Origin of the sequence: Mesorhizobium sp. AR02 (assembly GCF_024746835.1) — a bacterium.
Classification (GTDB): Bacteria; Pseudomonadota; Alphaproteobacteria; order Rhizobiales; family Rhizobiaceae; genus Mesorhizobium.
Map to the genome: position 1 here is coordinate 5,841,815 of NZ_CP080531.1, position 18,463 is coordinate 5,860,277.

The window sequence follows — 18,463 nt, forward strand, 5'->3', positions numbered from 1 at the left end:
CAAGCCGTTGTGCTTGCGGCCGGCGGACTGGAAACGTAATTTGCGGCCATGTCACATGATCATGACCACGACAACGAACTCGATCCGTTTGCCGCCCGCGTGCGGGCGCTGGAAACCATCCTGACCCGCAAGGGGCTGATCGATCCGGCGGCAATCGACGTCATCGTCGATACCTACGAGACCAAGATCGGCCCGCGCAACGGCGCCAGGGTGGTGGCCAAGGCTTGGAGCGATCCTGCCTATGCGGACTGGCTCAAGCACGATGCGACGGCGGCGATCGAATCGCTGAGCTATACCGGCCGCCAGGGCGAGCACATGCAGGCGGTGTTCAACACAGGGGATACCCACAACCTCGTCGTCTGCACGCTGTGCTCCTGCTATCCATGGTCGGTGCTCGGCCTGCCGCCGGTCTGGTACAAGGCGCCGCCCTATCGGTCGCGGGCGGTGATCGATCCGCGCGGCGTGCTCGAGGAATTCGGGCTGGCGCTGCCGGCCGATACAAAAATCCGCGTCTGGGATTCCACGGCGGAACTGCGCTATCTCGTCGTGCCGATGCGGCCGGACGGCACCGAAGGCTGGAGCGAGGAGCGACTGGCCGAGCTTGTAAGCCGCGATGCCATGATCGGCACGGCGCTGGCCCAAGAACCGGAATAAAGGGGGAGCCGGCGTGAACGGGCCGCAGGATCTCGGCGGACAGATGGGGTTCGGGTCGGTCGCGCCCGAACAGGATGAACCCTATTTCCACGCTGCCTGGGAGAGGCGGGCGCTCGGCGTGACGCTCTGCGCCGGTGGCATGGGCGCCTGGAATATCGATGAGAGCCGGCACGCGCGGGAATCACTGCATCCGGCCGACTATTATTCCTCCAGCTATTATCAGATCTGGATCAAGGCGCTGGAGACCCTGCTCAAGCGCCATGGTTTCGTCAGTGAGCGCGATCTCGAGGCCGGCGAGGCGATCGATGCGGCGGCGACCCCGAAACGGGTGCTGAAGGCGGAAAACGTCCCGGCCGTTCTGGCCAAGGGCGGTCCTTGCGACCGGCCGATGACGGAACCGGCGCGGTTCAAGGCCGGTGATTCCGTGCGGACCAAAAACTTCAACCCGACCGGCCATACAAGGCTGCCACGCTACGCGCGCGGCAAGCGGGGCAGGATCGAGGCAGTGCATGACGGCTTCGTCTTTCCCGACAGCAACGCGCATGGGCAAGGCGAGAACCCGCAATGGGTTTATACGGTGGTTTTCGACGGCACGGAGATCTGGGGCGAGGGCGCCGATCCGACGCTGACCGTGTCGATCGATGCCTGGGAGAGCTATCTTGAGCCGGCCTGACGGGACCGCCGCCGATTTGCCCGCGAGCCTCGATGCGCCTGTCTTCGCCGAGCCCTGGCAGGCCGAGGCGTTCGCCATGACGGTGGCGCTGCACGACAACGGTCTGTTCTCGTGGAGCGAGTGGGCGGATGCCCTGTCGGCGGAGGTGAAGAAGCCGGGTGCGGCAGCCGACGGTCATGACTATTACGAGCATTGGCTGGCGGCGCTGGAAGGGCTGCTTGCCTCAAAGGGGCTGGCCGCCAAGCCCGATGTCGATGCGATGGCGCAGGCCTGGGAGCGCGCCGCGCATGCCACGCCGCATGGCAGGCCGATCCTGCTCGAGAACGATCCGGAGTTCCAATCCGCCTGATCAGGCGGATATCTTTCGGACCGTTCAATCCTCCCCCCCACAACGACAATCATCTCCCTCGAAAAAGCCGCCCTCTGCCCAAGAGAGAATAAATGTACCTGTCGGAAATTCTCTCGATCGGCGCGGCCCTGTGCATCGCCACGAGCGGCATGCTGGCCGGTGAACTGGTCGGCCGCATCGACGCCTTGACCCTGACCCGGCTGCAAACGCTCGCGGTGACTGTTGCGACTGCCATCGCGGCCACGGTGCTGGGCGGCTGGGCCGGGCTGCTGCCGTGGCAGATGGGTTATCTTGCCGCCTCCGGCGTGTTCGGGATATTCATTGCCTCATCGGCCTATATTTCGTCGATATTCGCACTCGGCCCGCGCCTGGCGTTGCTGGTGTTCTCGCTGACGTCTCCCTTTGCCCTGATCATGGGCTATGTTTTCCTGGGCGAGACGGTCGGTCCGCTCAAACTGGCTGGCGTGGCGCTGGTCATCGCCGGCATTGTGCTTGCCATCCTGTTCGGGCGCCCCGCCAAGGTTCAACCGGAAGGCATCTTCCCGACACCGCCCATCGAAACGCAGGTGCTGCCGGCAAAACAGATGACCTTGCCTGTTGGTCTCGCCTTTGGATTGGTAGCGGCCCTGGGGCAGGCGGCTGGCGCCCTGGTGGCGCGCCCGGTCATGGCATCGGGCGTCAATCCGTTCACGGCGATGGCGATCCGTACCGGTGTGTCGGCGGTTCTCTTCCTGTTACTGGCGCTGGTTCCCTTGCGCCGCGTTGCCAGGCGCCGCCGGCCGTCGGCGCGAACGCTGGGCATCGGCATTTGCGGCGCGTTGATCGGCACCGGCATGGGCATGTCGCTCATCATGGCCGCGCTGGCCGGCGGAAAGGTCGGCATCGTCTCGACATTGTCGTCCCTGTCGCCAGTGCTGGTGTTGCCGATGGTGTGGCTGCGCAGCGGCTACAGGCCGCCGGCACCGGCCTGGGCCGGGGCAGTGCTCGCCTTCGCCGGCACGGCCTTGATTGCGCTCGGCTGACAAGAGCGATCAACCGGGCGCCTGCCTTTGTTCTCTTTACGTTCTACTATGCGCCTGATAGCCTGAACCGTCGGCGGCGCTCGGTGCGTCACTGGCGGCAGTCGATAGGCGACTGTCTTGTCTTTCGCTTGCGAATCCGGTCTGTCGCACTGATGGAATTCTCTCCCCAACAGGACGAGGCGCTGCAAGCGGTCGCCCGCTGGCTGCAGGCCGGCCAGCCGCAGCTGTTCCGGCTGTTCGGCTATGCCGGCACCGGCAAGACGACGCTGGCGCGCTATTTTGCCGACCATGTCGACGGTCAGGTGCAGTTCGCCGCCTTCACCGGCAAGGCAGCACAAGTGCTGCGCTCCAAGGGGGCGGTCAATGCCCGCACCATCCATTCGCTGATCTACAGGCCCAAGGGCGAGGAATCGGTCGAGGACGAGGTGACCGGCAAGACTTCGATGTCGCCGACCTTTTCGCTCAACCGGCAGAGCCCGATCTCGCGTGCGAAACTGGTCGTTATCGACGAATGCTCGATGGTCGATGAGCAGCTCGGCCGCGACCTGATGAGTTTCGGCACGCCGATCCTGGTGCTGGGCGATCCCGGCCAGTTGCCGCCAATTTCGGGCGGCGGCTTCTTCACCGATCACGAACCAGATTTCCTGCTCACTGAAATCCACCGGCAGGCACGTGACAATCCGATCCTGCGGCTGGCGCTCGATGTGCGCGAAGGCCGCGAATTCATGCGCGGCGACTATGGCACGGCGCAGGTGATCGGCAAGGAAGACGTCACCCAGGAGCTGGTGCTGAAGGCGGATCAGGTGCTGGTCGGCACCAACCGCACGCGCCGCCGCTACAACCAGCGCCTGCGCGAGCTCAAAGGCTTCAACGCCGACTATCCGCAGGCCGGTGACAAGCTCGTCTGTCTGCGCAACGATCCAGCCAAGGGACTGCTCAACGGCTCGCTGTGGAAAGTGATGACCTCGTCGCGCGAGACGGTGAAGCCCGGCATCAATCTTCTGGTATCGCCGGAAGAGGACGATCCGGACCGCGGCGTCGCCAAGATCAAGCTGCTCAAGGCGGCGTTCGAGGATCCGGATGCCGATATCCCGTGGCAGCAGAAGAAGCGCTTCGACGATTTCGACTATGGCTATGCGTTGACCGTGCACAAGGCGCAGGGTTCGCAGTGGAACGAGATCGTGCTGTTCGACGAAAGCTGGGCCTTCAAGGAAACCCGCCAGCGCTGGCTCTATACCGCGATCACGCGGGCCGCTGAACGGCTGACGATCGTCAGATAAGGCATGGCGGCCAAGGGGGCCGTCATGGCGTGCCAAGCGGCTGGACACCGAGCCATTTCCAGGCCTCGGCTTCATCCGTGGCCTTGAAATGCCTGAATTCGATGGGCGACGACGCAGGCAAAGCGTGCCGTGCGTCCGGCGTCCAGTCCGGCGAGCCGATCGCCGCGCAACGGCCTATATGCTCCAGTGCGTGGACGGCACCCTGTTTGAGGGTTTCGTCGGAGATGTCGGCCCAGTCGACGCCATCGTGATCGACCATGCGCACGGCCACGTCGATTCGCTGGTGGAGCGCGTAGGCCGCCTCCAGCAGGCCGAACAGGTTTTCGGCATCGGCCGCCGAGACATGGCCGACCACATCGATGGCGAACAGGTCGTCGCGACCGGTGTCGATGCGACGGATCGCCGGCACGGATTGCAGGAAATTCACGGCTGGTGCCTCCTTTTGCGGAATAGCGTTGGTCTTCTGGAACACCCGAAACCCCTATCTGTTCCCGTCAAAGACGCTATAGATGCCCGGTCTCAAGCGCGCCGCGACTGAACGGTGGTGCGCCTTAACCGCCTGATTTCACGGACGCCAGCCCATGCCCGCAAAGCTTTCCGTCAACCTCAACGCCATCGCCATGCTGCGCAACCGCCGCGACCTGCCCTGGCCCAGCGTGATCGGTGTCGGCCGGCTTGCCCTTGCCGCCGGAGCGCATGGGCTGACTGTCCACCCGCGTCCCGACGAGCGTCACACAAGGCATTCCGACTTGCCGCAGATCAGGGCGCTGATCGACGATGAGTTCCCGCAGGCAGAGTTCAACATCGAGGGTTACCCAAGCGAGGATTTCCTGGCGCTTGTGGAAAAGCATCAGCCCGAACAGGTGACGCTGGTTCCCGATGATCCGGCACAGGCAACCTCCGACCATGGCTGGAACTTCGTCGCCGATGCGGCGTTCCTGACACCGATCGTCAAACGTCTGAAGAAGGGCGGTTTCAGGGTGTCGCTGTTTTCCGATGCCGATCCCGCCGGCATGACGGCCGCGCGCGATACGGGGGCCGACCGGATCGAACTCTATACCGGCCCTTATGGCAGCTACCATTCCGATCCCGCAAAGGCGGCCAAGGAGCTGGAAAGATTGGGGAAAACAGCCGATGCGGCATTTGCCGCCGGCCTCCAGGTCAATGCCGGGCACGATCTGACGGTGGGCAATCTGCCCGCCCTGGCGAAGCGCATCCCGGCATTGGCCGAAGTGTCAATCGGACATGGGTTGACAGCCGACGCGTTGGAGTATGGCATGGCCGGCACGGTGGGTCGGTTTCTCAGAGCCTGCGGCTGGTAGGGGTAGAGCTTCGCCTTGCAGGTATGGCAGCCATAGCGTGCAATTGACTTCGCATCGTAGCATGCGTGAAGCACCGCGCGCTTGTCGGGGAGTGGTCTATGGACCTTGCCAGTCGCGGTAGCGAGGCCGAAACCGTCGAGCCATCGAGCCATTCCGGGGCCGAACAGCACAGCACCAAGGTTCTGATGCTGGGTGCGCTCGGCGTCGTCTATGGCGATATCGGCACCAGTCCGATCTACGCCTTCCGTGAGGCGCTTCACGCTTCGCCCGGTATCGCTACGCGCGCTCACGTGCTTGGCGTGCTGTCGCTGATCGTCTGGGCGCTGACGATCATCGTGACCATAAAATATGTCGCCTTCGTGCTTCGGGCCGACAACAAGGGCGAAGGCGGCACGTTGTCGCTGATGTCGCTGGCGCGCAGCGCCTATCCCAAAGGCGCGCGACTCATCCTGGCGATCGGCCTTTGCGGCGCGGCGTTGTTTTTCGGCGATTCGATCATAACGCCGGCCATCTCCGTGCTGTCGGCGGTCGAAGGCCTGAGGGTGGTGACGCCGACACTGGACGCTTACGTCGTGCCGATCACGCTGCTCATCCTGGCCATCCTGTTCTCAGTGCAACGCTTCGGCACGGGAAAGGTGGCTGCGGTCTTCGGGCCGGTGACCGCGCTGTGGTTCCTGGCCATCGGCGCAGCGGGGCTTTATCACCTGATGGACGATCCATCGATCCTGCTGGCTATCAATCCGTATCACGCGGTCGCTTATCTCGTCAGCACACCCACGGCCGCCTTTGTCACTGTCGGCGCGGTGTTCCTGGCTGTCACTGGTGCCGAGGCGCTTTATGTCGATCTTGGCCATTTTGGACGCAAGCCCATCGTGTTGGCTTGGTTTTCCGTGGTTTTCCCCTGCCTGCTGCTCAACTATTTCGGGCAGGGTGCCTTTGTGCTGGCCAATGACGGGAGGCCGACCAATCCATTCTTCCAGATGCTGCCTGACTGGGCGCTGATGCCGATGGTGGGACTGGCGACGGCCGCGACCGTCATCGCCAGCCAGGCAGTCATCTCTGGTGCTTTTTCGCTGACCCGCCAGGCGGTGCAGCTCAACCTTCTGCCACGCATCGAGGTTCAGCATACGTCCGAGATGCAACACGGCCAGATCTACATGCCCCGCGTCAACCTGCTCATCGCCCTGGGGGTGATGCTGCTGGTCGTCGGTTTCGGCAGCTCGAGTTCGCTGGCTTCCGCCTATGGCATCTCGGTGACCGGCGAAATGCTGATGACGACGATCCTGCTGTTCGTTGTCATGCGCAAGCTGTGGAAATGGACACTCGCGGTCGCCCTGCCGCTGACCTTGCTGTTCGGTATCATCGACAGCGGCTTCTTCCTGGCAAACATCGTGAAGATCTTCGAAGGCGGCTGGGTATCGATCACGGTTGCCTGCCTGATGGGGCTGATCATGTGGACCTGGATATGCGGCACGCGCTATCTGTTCGACAAAACCCGCCGCAACGAGATCCCGCTCGATTTCCTCGCCGCCAATCTCTTGAAGAAGAAGCCGCACCTGGTGTCGGGCACCGCGGTGTTCCTGACCAGCGATCCGCTCAGCGCGCCGACAGCACTCATGCACAGCCTGAAGCATTACAAAGTGCTGCATGAGCAGAACGTCATTCTTTCGGTGGTGACGGCGCCGCAGCCGGTGGTGCCGGACAGCGACCGGGTCAAGATGGAGACGGTCAACGAGCTGTTCATGCGGGTGACGCTGACCTTCGGCTACATGGAACAGCCCAACATTCCGCGCGCGCTGGCGATCTGTCGCAAGCAGGGCTGGAAGTTCGACATCATGACGACGTCGTTCTTCCTGTCGCGGCGCTCGCTCAAGGCCTCGCCCAATTCCGGCATGCCGGTGTGGCAGGACCGGCTGTTCATCGGCCTGGCGCGCACCGCGGCCGATGCGACCGAATATTTCCAGATCCCGACCGGACGTGTCGTGGAAATCGGCACGCAAGTTGCTATCTAAGGCAGACAGGGCAGGTCTTATGGGCGCCCGTTATGCTTCCCGCAGCCGCGAATTCAGCCCGCGACCATTGGATTACAGGCCATTTCCCAAGGAGCCTAGCGTTGCCGGCATGGGAGCCGTCACGCGACGGCACTTGATATTGCATTGCAGCAAGCGTAGAGCACCGCGCGCTTATCGGAGTGTCGTCCATGGCCCTTGCCAATGCTGGTAGTGAGGCAGAACCCGTCGAACAGTCGAGCCATCCGGAGATCGAACAGCATAGCACCAAGGTGCTGATGCTGGGCGCGCTCGGCGTGGTCTATGGCGATATCGGCACCAGCCCGATCTATGCCTTTCGCGAAGCGCTGGTGGCGTCGTCCCACGGCACCGTTGCTGATCGCGGCGATATTCTCGGTGTGCTGTCGCTGATCATCTGGTCGCTGACGATTACGGTTACGATAAAATACATCATGTTCGTGCTGCGCGCCGACAACCGCGGCGAGGGCGGCGTGCTGTCGCTGATGGCGCTGGCACGCGGCAGTTTCCCGAAGCGCTCGGCGGTGATTCTGGGTATCGGTATCGTCGGCGCCTCGCTGTTTTTCGGCGATGCGGTCATCACACCGGCGATTTCGGTGCTTTCGGCGGTCGAGGGCATGAACGTCGTTACGCCTGCTTTCCAGCCTTATGTGGTGCCGCTGACCCTGGTCATCCTCGCCATGGTGTTCGCGGTGCAGCGCTTTGGCACGGGCGGGGTGGGATTGGTGTTCGGCCCGGTGACCGCGGTCTGGTTCCTGGCCATCGGCCTTTCCGGCCTGAAACATATCATCAACGATCCGGAAATCCTGCTGGCGATCAGCCCGCACTATATCGTCGCCTTCCTGATCCATTCGCCGGACGTGGCCTTCGTCACGGTCGGCGCTGTCTTCCTGGCCGTAACCGGTGCGGAAGCGCTCTATGCCGATCTCGGTCATTTCGGCCGCAAGCCGATCGTACTTGCCTGGCTGGCGATCGTTTTTCCCTGCCTGCTGCTCAATTATGCCGGGCAGGGCGCCTTCGTGCTGGCCAAGAATGGCATCGTCGGCCATCCGTTCTTCGAGATGAACGAGGGTTGGGCGCTGATCCCGATGGTCGTGCTGGCGACCGCCGCGACGGTCATCGCCAGCCAGGCGGTGATTTCGGGTGCCTTCTCGCTGACCAGGCAGGCGGTGCAGCTCAACATGCTGCCGCGGCTCGAAATCCTGCATACGTCGGAAAGACAGTCCGGCCAGATCTACATGCCGCGTGTCAACCTGTTGCTGGCGCTGGTGGTGATGATGCTGGTGGTCGGCTTTGGCGAGTCCAGCAAGCTCGCCTCGGCCTACGGCATCTCGGTGACCGGCAACATGCTGGTGACGACGGTGCTGCTCTATGTCGTGATGACCCGCATCTGGAAATGGAAGCTGAGGGTGGCGATCCCACTGACCGCACTGTTTGCCTTCATCGACGTCGGCTTCTTTGCGTCCAACATCGTCAAGGTGTTCGAAGGTGGCTGGGCTTCGCTTGCTGTGGCCTTCACGATCGTGCTGGGCATGTGGACCTGGGTGCGTGGCAGCCGCTATCTGTTCGAAAAGACCCGTCGCAACGAGATCCCGCTCGATTTCCTCGCCGGCAATCTGCTGAAGAAAAAGCCGCAGCTGGTGTCTGGCACTGCTGTCTTTCTAACAAGCGACCCCTTGAGCGCCCCAACCGCGCTGATGCACAGCCTGAAGCACTACAAGGTGCTGCATGAGCAGAACGTCATCCTTTCGGTGGTGACCGCGCCGCAGCCGGTGGTGCCCGACAGCGAACGGGTCAAGATGGAGACGGTCAACGAGCTGTTCATGCGGGTGACGCTGACCTTCGGCTACATGGAACAGCCCAACATTCCGCGTGCGCTGGCAATCTGCCGCAAGCAGGGCTGGAAGTTCGACATCATGACGACGTCGTTCTTCCTGTCGCGGCGCTCGCTCAAGGCCTCGCCGAATTCGGGCATGCCGGTGTGGCAGGACAAGCTGTTCATCGGCCTGGCACGCACGGCGGCGGACGCGACCGAATATTTCCAGATTCCGACCGGACGTGTGGTAGAAATCGGCACTCAGGTGGCGATCTGATCGGCTTGATCGCCTCGGCCTAACAGGAGGCGGCCATGAGCGGCGAATTGGTGCTTGTCACCGGCGGATCTGGCTTCCTCGGCGCCCACTGTATCGTTGCACTGCTGAAGGCGGGCTACCGCGTGCGCACGACGGTGCGCTCCGCCAAACGTGAAGCCGATGTGCTGGCCATGCTGAAGGCAGACGGCGTCGAACCGGGCGACCGGCTATCCTTTGCGATCGCCGACCTCATGAGCGACGCAGGCTGGCCGCAAGCGGTCGCCGGCTGTGACTATGTCCTGCATGTCGCTTCGCCATTTCCGCTCGGCGTGCCGAAGCATGAGGACGACCTGATCATCCCGGCTCGCGAAGGCGCGCTGCGGGTGCTGCGGGCCGCACGAGACGCCAACGTCAAACGCGTCGTGCTGACCTCGTCCTTCGCGGCAGTAGGTTACGGCAAGATGCCGCCTGATGGCCGGCCGTTCACCGAGGAGAGCTGGACCGATCCGACGGGCAAGGTCAGCGCCTATGTGAAGTCGAAGACGCTTGCCGAGCGCGCGGCCTGGGACTTCATCGCCGCCGAGGGTGGCAGGCTGGAATTGGCGGTCGTCAATCCGGTCGGCATTTTCGGGCCGGTGCTCGGGTCCGACCATTCGACCTCCACCGAATTTGTCCAGCGCATGATGAACGGTGCCATGCCGGGGCTGCCGCGCCTGTCCTTCGGCGTCGTCGACGCACGCGACGTTGCCGACCTGCATGTGCGTGCCATGACCAATCCAGCCGCCAGCGGCGAGCGCTTCCTGGCTGTATCAGGTGATTTCATGACCGTGCGGGAGATCGCGCAGACCTTGAAGACGCGGCTCGGCGATGCGGCGGCACGCGTCAAGACGCGTGAGCTTCCCGATTGGCTGGTGCGGATCGTCGGATTGTTCAACCCGGAAGCCGCGCAACTCGCGACGGAGCTGGGCAAGGTCAAGAATGCCACCAACGCCAAGGCGGTGCGCCTGCTCGGCTGGGCGCCGCGCTCGCGCGAGGACGCGCTGGCTGCCACCGGCGAGAGCCTGGTCCGGCTCGGGCTGCTCAAGAAGTAGCGTGGCGGGAGGGAGACCTCCCGCCACGCGGGTCTCAACCAGCCAGTGCGGCTTTGTTGGCCTCGAGGAACTGCTTCAGCGTTTGCGGCTTCCTGCCGGAAAGCGTTTCGACCGCGTCGGTCACCATGGCGATGCGGCCGGACCGCGTGTTGGCGTCGAAGGAAACGATGACGCGAGCGAACTCCTCGGGAAGGCCAGCCGCCTTCACACCTTCGGTCAGGGCTTCGTCGGGTAGCTGAATGACTTCCAGCGGCTTGCCGGTGACTTCGCTCACAAGGGCGGCGATTTCGGCAGTCGTATACGCTTGTGGGCCAGTCAGGGTGTACGTCTTGCTGTCGGTCGAGCCGGAAGCGAGGCCTGCGGCGATCGCCGCGGCCATGTCGTCGCGTGCACCATGGGCGATGCGGCCGTCGCCCGCGGAGGTGTACCATTGTCCCGAGGCAATGGCGTGCGGCAGCGCCATGAACAGGTTCTCCTGGTACCAGCCGTTGCGGAAGATCGTATAGGCAAGGCCGCTGGCCTTGATCGCCTGCTCCGTGCCGTAGTGGTCGCCGGCAAACAGCACTGGCGAAACCGGCTCCGGATTGGGCATCGAGGTGTAGAGCAGATGTGAAACGCCTGCCTTCTTCGCAGCGGCCACCGCCGCCTCGTGCTGCTTCAGACGCCTGCCGGTTTTGAGATCGAGATCGCTGGTCGAAATGATCAGCACCCTGTCGGCGCCCTTGAATGCGGTTTCCAGCGAGGCCGCGTCGTTGAAGTCGGCGGCCCTGACAACGACGCCGCACGCTGCCAGATCGGCCACGCTTTCAGGATTGCGGGTGGTGGCGATGATCTTTGCCGGCGGAACTTTGTGCGTGTCCAGGAGATAGCGGATGACGCCGCGGCCAAGCTGGCCGGCAGCACCGGTGACAAGGAGGGTTTCGGTCATGGGGAGGTCCTGATTTTGCGCCAGCATGGCGGGTGCTCTTAATGGTCTCAAAAAGAGACCAGCACTAAAATAGGAATTGACCCGGTGCCGTAAAGAAGGCAGTTTTTCGGGAGGTAGGCACACGCAGGGAACCAGCCATGGACAGCCGGATCGTCAATCTGAGATCCAAACTCGACGTCTACAAAGCCATGACCGGCGGCGGAAACCTTGCCGATTGCCCGGTCCGCGAGGTCATCCAGGGGCTCAATGGCAAATGGAGCTCGCTGTTGATGGCGGCGCTGGCCGAGCAGCCCTATCGCTTCGGCGAATTGCGGCGGCTGGTTCCCGATATTTCGCAGCGCATGCTGACCCAGACGCTCTACGATCTGCAGCGCGACGGCTATGTGCATCGCGAAGTGTTCCCGACCAAGCCGCCGAGCGTCGAATACAGTCTGACCGATCTCGGGCGCTCGATGTTCGGCGCCCTGCAGCATCTGCTCCAATGGGCCGAACTCAACCACGATGCTGTGCGTGAGGCACGTGCCGGTTTCGACGCAACACAGGCTTGAGCGGCCCGGTAGCGTTCCGCGCGGCGACTTGATTTCATCAGGCGGCTGAAGGATTGTCCCGGCCAGTTCGGCTTGGGGGCATCGGCATTTCCTACGATATCGCAATTGCAGGCGCCGGTCCGGCGGGGCTGGCCATGGCGCTCTATCTCAAGCGTGCCGGGCACAGGGTCACCATCTTCGAGCGCTTCGAGGAGCCGAAGCCCGTCGGCTCCGGGCTGATCCTGCAGCCGACCGGCTTGACGGTTCTGGCCGATCTCGGCCTGCTCGACGACATACTGGCGCTCGGCGCCCGCATCGATCGGCTGCATGGCGCCGATGCCTCGACCGGGCGCACCGTGCTCGACGTTCGCTACGACGCCCAGCGCGGCCGCCGTTTCGGCCTGGCGGTGCATCGCCAGGCCCTGTTCGGCGTGCTTTTTCGCGCCGCCCGGCGCGAGGCCATCACCATCGAGACCGGCGTCGAGATCGAGGCTGTGGAGGCCGGCGAACGGGCGACGCTGATCTGTGGCAATGGACGAAGGGCAGGGCCATTCGATCTGGTCGTCGACGCCAGCGGTGCGCGCTCGAAACTGCGGCAGTGCGTGGGCAATGCGGGAGCGCCACTGCCACTCACCTATGGCGCGTTCTGGGCATCGCTCGACTGGCGCGGCGAGGGCTTTGACGAATACGCGCTCTTGCAGCGCTACGACAAGGCCAGCGTGATGATCGGCGTGCTGCCGATCGGCCGGCCGGAACCCGGAGCCAAAAAGATGGCGGCCTTCTTCTGGAGCCTGAAGCCGGCCGATGCCGACGCGGTGCGCGAGCGTGGCCTAGATGCCTGGAAAGAGCGGGTGGTGCGGCTGTGGCCGCAGAGCGAGGCGTTCACCCGCCAGATCGACAGTTTCGAGCAGCTGTCGCTGGCCCGCTACGGCCACCATACGATGAAGCTTCCGGTTGGCCGGAGATTGGCCGTCATCGGCGATGCCGCGCATTCGACCAGCCCGCAGCTCGGGCAAGGGGCCAACATGGCGCTGCTCGACGCGGCGGCGCTCAGCCATGCGTTGGCGCGCATGCAGAGCATCGAGGCAGCGCTCGAAACCTATGCCAAGGCGCGGCGCTGGCATGTGCGCGTCTTCCAGGCACTGTCGCTAGCGTTCACGCCGTTCTACCAGTCGGATTCGGTGGCGCTGCCCTTTATCCGCGACAGGCTGGTGGCGACCATCGCGAAAATCCCGCCGGCACCGCAGCTTCTCGCCTCGATGGTCGCCGGCACGGTGATCGATCCCTTCAGGCGGGCAGGGCTGAGGGAGACGAACTGGCCGAGGATGGATTTCCGAGACGGACGGATCGCGGGCCCATAATTGGCTCAGCCGCTGTGCAAGACTATTGCTGAGGCACAACTGTTGGAACTGAACTCCAAAATATTGGGTGTGCAGGCAGGAGTTGACCACCGTTTTTTTGCACGAGTGTCAGCATCGAGTTGACGATCTCGTGCGCCGGCGTGCTTAGAAAGTTGCACTGTATCTGAGCTTCGCCGACCTTGCGCCGTCGCAACAACGGGTAGCCAAGCCGGATGGATCTGGGCAGGAGAGCAGGCTCCCGCACCTGCAAGGACACTCCCCAATAGCCGGCCCGGGCCATTATTGGTTTGGCGCTCAAGACATCAGTCCATTTTCACCGACAGGCCAGAGCGATTGTCGAACAAGCCATCCCTATCGACAATCAAGGCTGGTTTGCCGAGACGCGCGTCTAAGAAGGCAAATGCCGCTGCCGCAGACAGAAATGGTGCCCAATAGAGCCCGAATAGTTGGAACAGCGCTATCGCCACCTTGTCAAAGAGAGTCCGATTGATTTCCGGATGACGGACCAAGAAAGCCTCATGGTTTTTCAAATGCTACATGTTCTCCAACAAGAAATCCCGCCGGCGCCGCAGTTCCTCGCCTCGATGGTCGCCGGCACGGTGATCGATCCGTTCAGGCGGGCAGGGCTTAGGGAGGCGCAGTGGGATTTCGGACAAGATCCGGGTCATGATACGACTGCATCATAGAGTTTTCGCCTAGGCCGATCCGTATGCATGTCATGTTCAGGGTGCGAAAATCGCAGCATCTGATACGCATCGTTGCGTCTGTCCTGGTGATGCTGGCGGCGGCGTTGCCTCTACCTCAGGCACAAGCCCAGACGTCTGACCAGCCCAGTCAGCAGGCGGCTGCCAATGAACAGGCGCTGAAAGCCCGTATCGACGCGGCCTATAAGCTGATGATGGACGCAGGGCACTTCGATGAAGGCTATGCGCAATTGCGCGCAGTGCTGCTCGATGCCGCCAGAAGCGACCTCTACGAATTCACCGTGGAGAGTTACTCGAACGCCGGCGCGACTTTTCTCAACAACCAGATTCTCGACGACGCCGAGGAGATTTTTGCCGAAGGTCTGAAAACCCGGGCGATGCAGCAGGATGTCGAGAAGCGGGCCGACTTTTATCTCAACTACGCAATGCTGAAACAGGCCGAGAAGGACTATAAGGGCTTCGTTTCCATGTGCGCGACAGCTACCAATCTATACGCCCATTACCATGGCAAAGAATCCCAGGAACTCCTGTATGCCAACGATGTGTTGGCGACCGGGGTCGCCGCATTCGGTCAGATCGCTTCAGCCATCAATATCGAACAGCGCAATCTGAAGCTGGCCGAGCAGGTAGCCGGTACCGATGATCGTTTCATCTGGAAGCTGCAGAACAATCTGGCCGACATGCTGCGCCAGATGGGGGCTCCGACACGTGCCTTGCAATACGATCTGGCCGTGCTGGAGAAGCGGATCGGCTACTACGGCCCCAATCACTTCAACGTTTTGGTCAGCGCCAACAACACGGCGCAGGACTATCTGAACCTTGGCAAATACGACGAGGCCTTGCGCCACTTCCAGCAGGACCGGGACATTGCCGTCGTTCTCAAGCAGGAAGGCAATCTGGTCGAACAGGCCGACGCATGGCTGCTCTACACCAGGGTGCTCTCTGGTGCGCAGCCGCTCGACCAGCCGACGCTGGCACGGCTGCAACAACTGACCACCGACCCGAACTATCCCGAAATACTGGCAATCAACATCGCCAACCTGCTCGCCGCGCATTTCATCGCAGTGGGTGACACGGACAACAGTATGAGCCAACTTGAGCGAGCCCACGGCATCGCCGAAGCGACATACGGGGTGGTGCATCCGCTGACCTTTGCCGCGCGGCAGGCTATGGCCAATCTCAAGGCGAAGACGAATCCGGAGGCGGCGGCTGCCGATTTCGCGGCTCTCGACGAGGACATGCTGCGTTGGAATTGGTTTCAGGTGAGCACAGCCGGCAACCCAATCGTGGCCGAGGCCAGCCGCGCCCTGGCCGACGACATGCTGTACGACTATGCGCGCCTCGCAAAAAACAACGCATCGGTGGTGCCGGCGTTTGCAGAAGCCGTGCGCCGCTGGCCGACGCTTGAAAACGAGAAACGCGATCTGTTGCGCAGGCTGTCCCGTTTGATCGATCCGAACGATTTGGAGACACGGCATTTGATCGAGACCGGGATCCAGCTGTCCCTGGCCTATCAGGAGGCGGCTTCCAGCGGTGACAGTTCCGATGATCCGGGAGCGGTGCAGCCCGAACAGGTTGAGGCGGCGTACCAGAAGGCCATCGCCAAAGTCATGGCCAAGTACAGTTTCAGCCAGAGCCTGGTGGACAAACCCCTTCCGTCGGCCGACACCCTGCTGAAGCCAAACGAGGCGCTGATCGACTACTTCATCACCGCAAGTGGCGGGCGGATCGCGAGAGTGACGATCCGCTGGCAGATGAGCGCCTCTATGCGATCGTCACACGCAAGGACCAGCAGCCGCGCCTCTACGATCTCGGTGATCCGCGCCGGCTCATCCCGGCCGCCCGCGAAACACGCACGGCAAACCTGAGGTGGACGCGTTCCGCGCAGGAACGCGGTGCCGTGACATTGATCGATCTGAACGCCACATTCATCGGGCTTTATGCCGGCCTGATCGCACCGTTGGAAGCGTCGCTTGGTGGCGCCGATACGCTTTTCGTGGTGCCGGACGAAAAGCTGTTTTCCGTGCCGTTCCCCCTGCTGCAGGACGGCAAGGGCGCGTCGCTCGACGACCGCTTCGTCGTGCGCATGCTGACGAGGCCGGAATCGCTGTTGAATGCTGGCGTCGATCAGAGTTTTCCCAAGACCGGTAAAGCCCTGCTGGCCGGCGGCCTGGACTATGCGCGAGGGTCCGAAAAGGGGGCGGAGCCATTACCGGGCACCCGCAAGGAGGTCGACGCGATCGCCTCGATACTGCGCGGCGATGACTATTCGGTCGAAATGCTTACCGGAACGGCGGCGAGCGAGCGGACGCTGCGCCAGGATATGGAGCAGGCGACGGTTGCGCATCTGGCCACTCATGGCGCCTACCGTGATGAGAAAGAGGGTGGTGTGGGCGCCATGAATGCGCTTTGGCAGAGCCAGGTCGTGCTGTCGCAGTCGGGAGACCGGCAGTCGATGAAACGTGACGATGATGACGGCCGGCTCTATGGCATGGAGTTGATGAGCTGGGATCTGTCGGGCCTCGACCTGCTTGTCTTGTCCGCCTGTGAGACAGCCCGTGGCCAGGAGACATTCGTCGGCGGCTTGCGCGGGCTGCCGACGGCAATCGACATTGCCGGCGCCAAACGCTCGCTGCTGACGCTATGGCCAGTGGACGACGCCGGAACCGCTGCGTTCATGGTCGGGTTCTGCCGCCATCTCGCCGCCGGACAGACTTATCCGGAAGCGCTGCGCCAGACCCGCCGCGATGCCCGCGACGGCAAGATATCAGGCGCCCAAGACCCGCGGGTCTGGGCCGCCTTTGTCATGTTCGAGAACTGAGGCTGCCCGAAGCGCATACTCGCTCATGATCCGTGCGTTCAAGCCGATCGTGCCAACGCAAATGGTCTGGCCGGATCGCTTCGGCGGATGAGGCTCGACAGAAACGATCCCTTTGCCTGCAGGAAAGCATGCAGGCGCTGCGGATAGTCTGCCGCTACCGCGTGCCTGATCGACGGACGATCACTCAACGCTTGCCGCCAGGCCTGGACGCGCAGCTTGGTGTCCAGGATGCCGAAATCGCCGATCTGGTCGAATGCGTCGAGATATCGGAAAACAGGCCCGTAGACCGCATCGACGAGCGAGAAGCTCTCGCCGGCGAACCATGGGCCGGTGCCATCAGCCAGTTCGGCCTCAAGGCGATCAAACATGGCCGCCAGCGCGCCGGACTCGGCAAGAAATCCAGCCTCGTTCGGCGCTGAATAGAACCGGCCGATGGCGTTGAGGGTGGCCGAGCCGAATTCGATCCAGGCACGATGCCGGGCGCGGGTACAGGGATCAATCGGGTGAAGGGGATTGGCCTGTGTCTCTTCGAGGAATTCGAGGATGACAGCGGATTCGAAGATCACTGTTTCCTCACCATCTCGCTGCACGCGTAACAGCGGTACCTTGCCGAGCGGCGAAATGGCCTTGAACCAGTCCGGCTTGTCGGCGAGGTCGATGTCGACGCGTTCGAACGGCACGCCCTTTTCGGTCAGTGAGATCGCGGCGCGCTGGACATAGGGGCAGAGAGGGTGGCTGACGAGGATGAGCTTGTCGGTCATCTCATTCTCCCCAGACATAGTTCAATGCGCCGTCATCGACGCGCGTCGACAGGAACATCAGGCGGGAGTTCTTGGGCGCGGGACCGTCGAGGCGATCGCCTGATGCCATGTCGAAGGCGGCACCGTGCCATTGACAGACCAGCCTGCCGTCCCTGCAGTCGAGCGGTCCGCCGAAATGCAGGCAGACATTGGCGGGCGGCGCGGATGCGCTCGCCGCTGCGCCAGACATGGACCTCACGGCCGAAGAAAGGGGCGATCAGGCTGCCCGTTTGCGGGATGTCGGCAACCTTGCAGATTTCGTGTTTCATGGATTTGCCTTTCGATATCGATGCAATTGCATCTATGTAGATGCATACGCATTGATCGTCAAGCTTGATGCATCTGCATCTATCGCCTAGGGTAGGCCATGACCGAGAGAGCCACGCCTTCGCCGGAAGCCATCAAGACCTGGGCTCGCCTGATGCGGGTTTCGCGCCAGCTGGTGGAGAGTGCCGAAGACGCGCTAAAGCAGGGCGGCCTGCCGCCGCTTGCCTGGTACGACGTGCTGCACGAGCTTGCCGAGGCGGGCGAGGGCGGCTTGCGGCCGTTTCAATTGATCGAGCGCACTCTGTTTGCGCAGTACAACATTTCGCGGCTGCTGGCCCGGCTCGAGGCTGAAGGGCTGGTGGAGAAGCTGCCGGTGGCAGACGACGGTCGCGGCCAGACCATCCGCATCACGGCCATAGGGCGTGAGACGCGCCGCCGGATGTGGGCCGTCTACGGACGGTCGATCGCCGAACTGGTCGGCGCCAGGCTCTCGCCGGACGAGCTGAACACGGTGTCGGCGCTGCTTGGCCGGCTGCGCCATCCGCCAGCCGGAGATTGAACTTGG

18 protein-coding genes and 1 pseudogene are annotated in these 18,463 nt (G+C 62.9%); 15 read left to right on the forward strand and 4 right to left on the reverse strand.

Going from position 1 to position 18,463, the window contains the following annotated elements; translation table 11 throughout:
* The first annotated feature begins 48 nt into the window (after positions 1–48).
* From nthA to DBIPINDM_RS32485, 5 genes are all read left to right on the forward strand, one after another.
* Complete coding sequence (nthA, locus tag DBIPINDM_RS32465) at positions 49–654, forward strand: nitrile hydratase subunit alpha (protein WP_258583027.1); 606 nt, start codon at positions 49–51, stop codon at positions 652–654.
* A gap of 13 nt (positions 655–667) precedes the next feature.
* Positions 668–1,327 carry a nitrile hydratase subunit beta gene (gene nthB / locus DBIPINDM_RS32470; protein ID WP_258583028.1) on the forward strand — a complete coding sequence of 220 codons (660 nt, stop codon included), beginning with the start codon at positions 668–670 and terminating at the stop codon, positions 1,325–1,327.
* Positions 1,296–1,676, forward strand: a complete 381-nt coding sequence (locus tag DBIPINDM_RS32475; RefSeq protein ID WP_416361724.1) for a nitrile hydratase accessory protein — start codon at positions 1,296–1,298, stop codon at positions 1,674–1,676. The genes nthB and DBIPINDM_RS32475 overlap by 32 nt, the downstream gene beginning before the upstream one ends.
* A gap of 92 nt (positions 1,677–1,768) precedes the next feature.
* Positions 1,769–2,698, forward strand: a complete 930-nt coding sequence (locus DBIPINDM_RS32480) for a DMT family transporter (protein WP_258583030.1) — start codon at positions 1,769–1,771, stop codon at positions 2,696–2,698.
* A gap of 152 nt (positions 2,699–2,850) precedes the next feature.
* Positions 2,851–3,978, forward strand: a complete 1,128-nt coding sequence (locus DBIPINDM_RS32485; RefSeq protein WP_258583031.1) for an ATP-dependent DNA helicase — start codon at positions 2,851–2,853, stop codon at positions 3,976–3,978.
* A 22-nt stretch (positions 3,979–4,000) separates the two neighbouring features.
* Here DBIPINDM_RS32485 and DBIPINDM_RS32490 read toward each other — a convergent pair whose 3' ends face one another.
* Positions 4,001–4,405: an STAS/SEC14 domain-containing protein gene (locus DBIPINDM_RS32490; RefSeq protein ID WP_258583032.1), complete on the reverse strand. Its 405-nt coding sequence runs from the start codon at positions 4,403–4,405 to the stop codon at positions 4,001–4,003.
* 154 nt (positions 4,406–4,559) lie between these two features.
* On the opposite strand from DBIPINDM_RS32490, the gene DBIPINDM_RS32495 reads away from it, so the two are divergent.
* The 4 genes from DBIPINDM_RS32495 (at position 4,560) to DBIPINDM_RS32510 (ending at position 10,490) form a co-directional block, all read left to right on the forward strand.
* Positions 4,560–5,300: a pyridoxine 5'-phosphate synthase gene (locus DBIPINDM_RS32495; RefSeq protein WP_258583033.1), complete on the forward strand. Its 741-nt coding sequence runs from the start codon at positions 4,560–4,562 to the stop codon at positions 5,298–5,300.
* A 98-nt stretch (positions 5,301–5,398) separates the two neighbouring features.
* The gene (locus tag DBIPINDM_RS32500) at positions 5,399–7,312 is read left to right on the forward strand and encodes a potassium transporter Kup (protein WP_258583034.1); all 1,914 of its coding nucleotides are present in this window, start codon (positions 5,399–5,401) and stop codon (positions 7,310–7,312) included.
* Between the two features lie 188 nt (positions 7,313–7,500).
* Entirely contained in the window at positions 7,501–9,420 is a 1,920-nt protein-coding gene (locus tag DBIPINDM_RS32505; RefSeq protein WP_258583035.1) for a potassium transporter Kup, read from the forward strand.
* A 35-nt stretch (positions 9,421–9,455) separates the two neighbouring features.
* The gene (locus tag DBIPINDM_RS32510; RefSeq protein ID WP_258583036.1) at positions 9,456–10,490 is read left to right on the forward strand and encodes an SDR family oxidoreductase; all 1,035 of its coding nucleotides are present in this window, start codon (positions 9,456–9,458) and stop codon (positions 10,488–10,490) included.
* Between the two features lie 34 nt (positions 10,491–10,524).
* Here the strand turns inward: DBIPINDM_RS32510 and DBIPINDM_RS32515 are convergent, their stop codons facing one another.
* A complete protein-coding gene (locus tag DBIPINDM_RS32515; protein ID WP_258583037.1) occupies positions 10,525–11,418 on the reverse strand; it encodes an SDR family oxidoreductase in 894 nt (297 codons plus the stop codon).
* A 137-nt stretch (positions 11,419–11,555) separates the two neighbouring features.
* On the opposite strand from DBIPINDM_RS32515, the gene DBIPINDM_RS32520 reads away from it, so the two are divergent.
* The 5 genes and pseudogenes from DBIPINDM_RS32520 (at position 11,556) to DBIPINDM_RS32540 (ending at position 16,831) form a co-directional block, all read left to right on the forward strand.
* The gene (locus DBIPINDM_RS32520; RefSeq protein WP_095202259.1) at positions 11,556–11,966 is read left to right on the forward strand and encodes a winged helix-turn-helix transcriptional regulator; all 411 of its coding nucleotides are present in this window, start codon (positions 11,556–11,558) and stop codon (positions 11,964–11,966) included.
* Between the two features lie 53 nt (positions 11,967–12,019).
* Positions 12,020–13,306: an FAD-dependent oxidoreductase gene (locus DBIPINDM_RS32525; RefSeq protein WP_258583038.1), complete on the forward strand. Its 1,287-nt coding sequence runs from the start codon at positions 12,020–12,022 to the stop codon at positions 13,304–13,306.
* A gap of 551 nt (positions 13,307–13,857) precedes the next feature.
* Positions 13,858–13,992 (forward strand): annotated as a pseudogene (locus DBIPINDM_RS43715) (FAD-dependent monooxygenase); the annotation flags it as partial.
* Positions 13,993–14,015: 23 nt separating this feature from the next.
* Positions 14,016–15,878, forward strand: a complete 1,863-nt coding sequence (locus DBIPINDM_RS32535) for a tetratricopeptide repeat protein (protein ID WP_258583040.1) — start codon at positions 14,016–14,018, stop codon at positions 15,876–15,878.
* 32 nt (positions 15,879–15,910) lie between these two features.
* On the forward strand, positions 15,911–16,831 hold the full coding sequence (locus DBIPINDM_RS32540) for a CHAT domain-containing protein (RefSeq protein WP_258583041.1): 921 nt from the start codon (positions 15,911–15,913) through the stop codon (positions 16,829–16,831).
* Positions 16,832–16,869: 38 nt separating this feature from the next.
* Here DBIPINDM_RS32540 and DBIPINDM_RS32545 read toward each other — a convergent pair whose 3' ends face one another.
* Positions 16,870–17,592: a glutathione S-transferase family protein gene (locus DBIPINDM_RS32545; RefSeq protein WP_258583042.1), complete on the reverse strand. Its 723-nt coding sequence runs from the start codon at positions 17,590–17,592 to the stop codon at positions 16,870–16,872.
* A 1-nt stretch (position 17,593) separates the two neighbouring features.
* Complete coding sequence (locus DBIPINDM_RS32550; protein WP_258583043.1) at positions 17,594–17,821, reverse strand: Rieske (2Fe-2S) protein; 228 nt, start codon at positions 17,819–17,821, stop codon at positions 17,594–17,596.
* 177 nt (positions 17,822–17,998) lie between these two features.
* Between DBIPINDM_RS32550 and DBIPINDM_RS32555 the strand changes: the two genes are divergently transcribed.
* Complete coding sequence (locus DBIPINDM_RS32555; RefSeq protein WP_258583044.1) at positions 17,999–18,457, forward strand: MarR family winged helix-turn-helix transcriptional regulator; 459 nt, start codon at positions 17,999–18,001, stop codon at positions 18,455–18,457.
* The last annotated feature ends 6 nt before the right edge of the window (positions 18,458–18,463 follow it).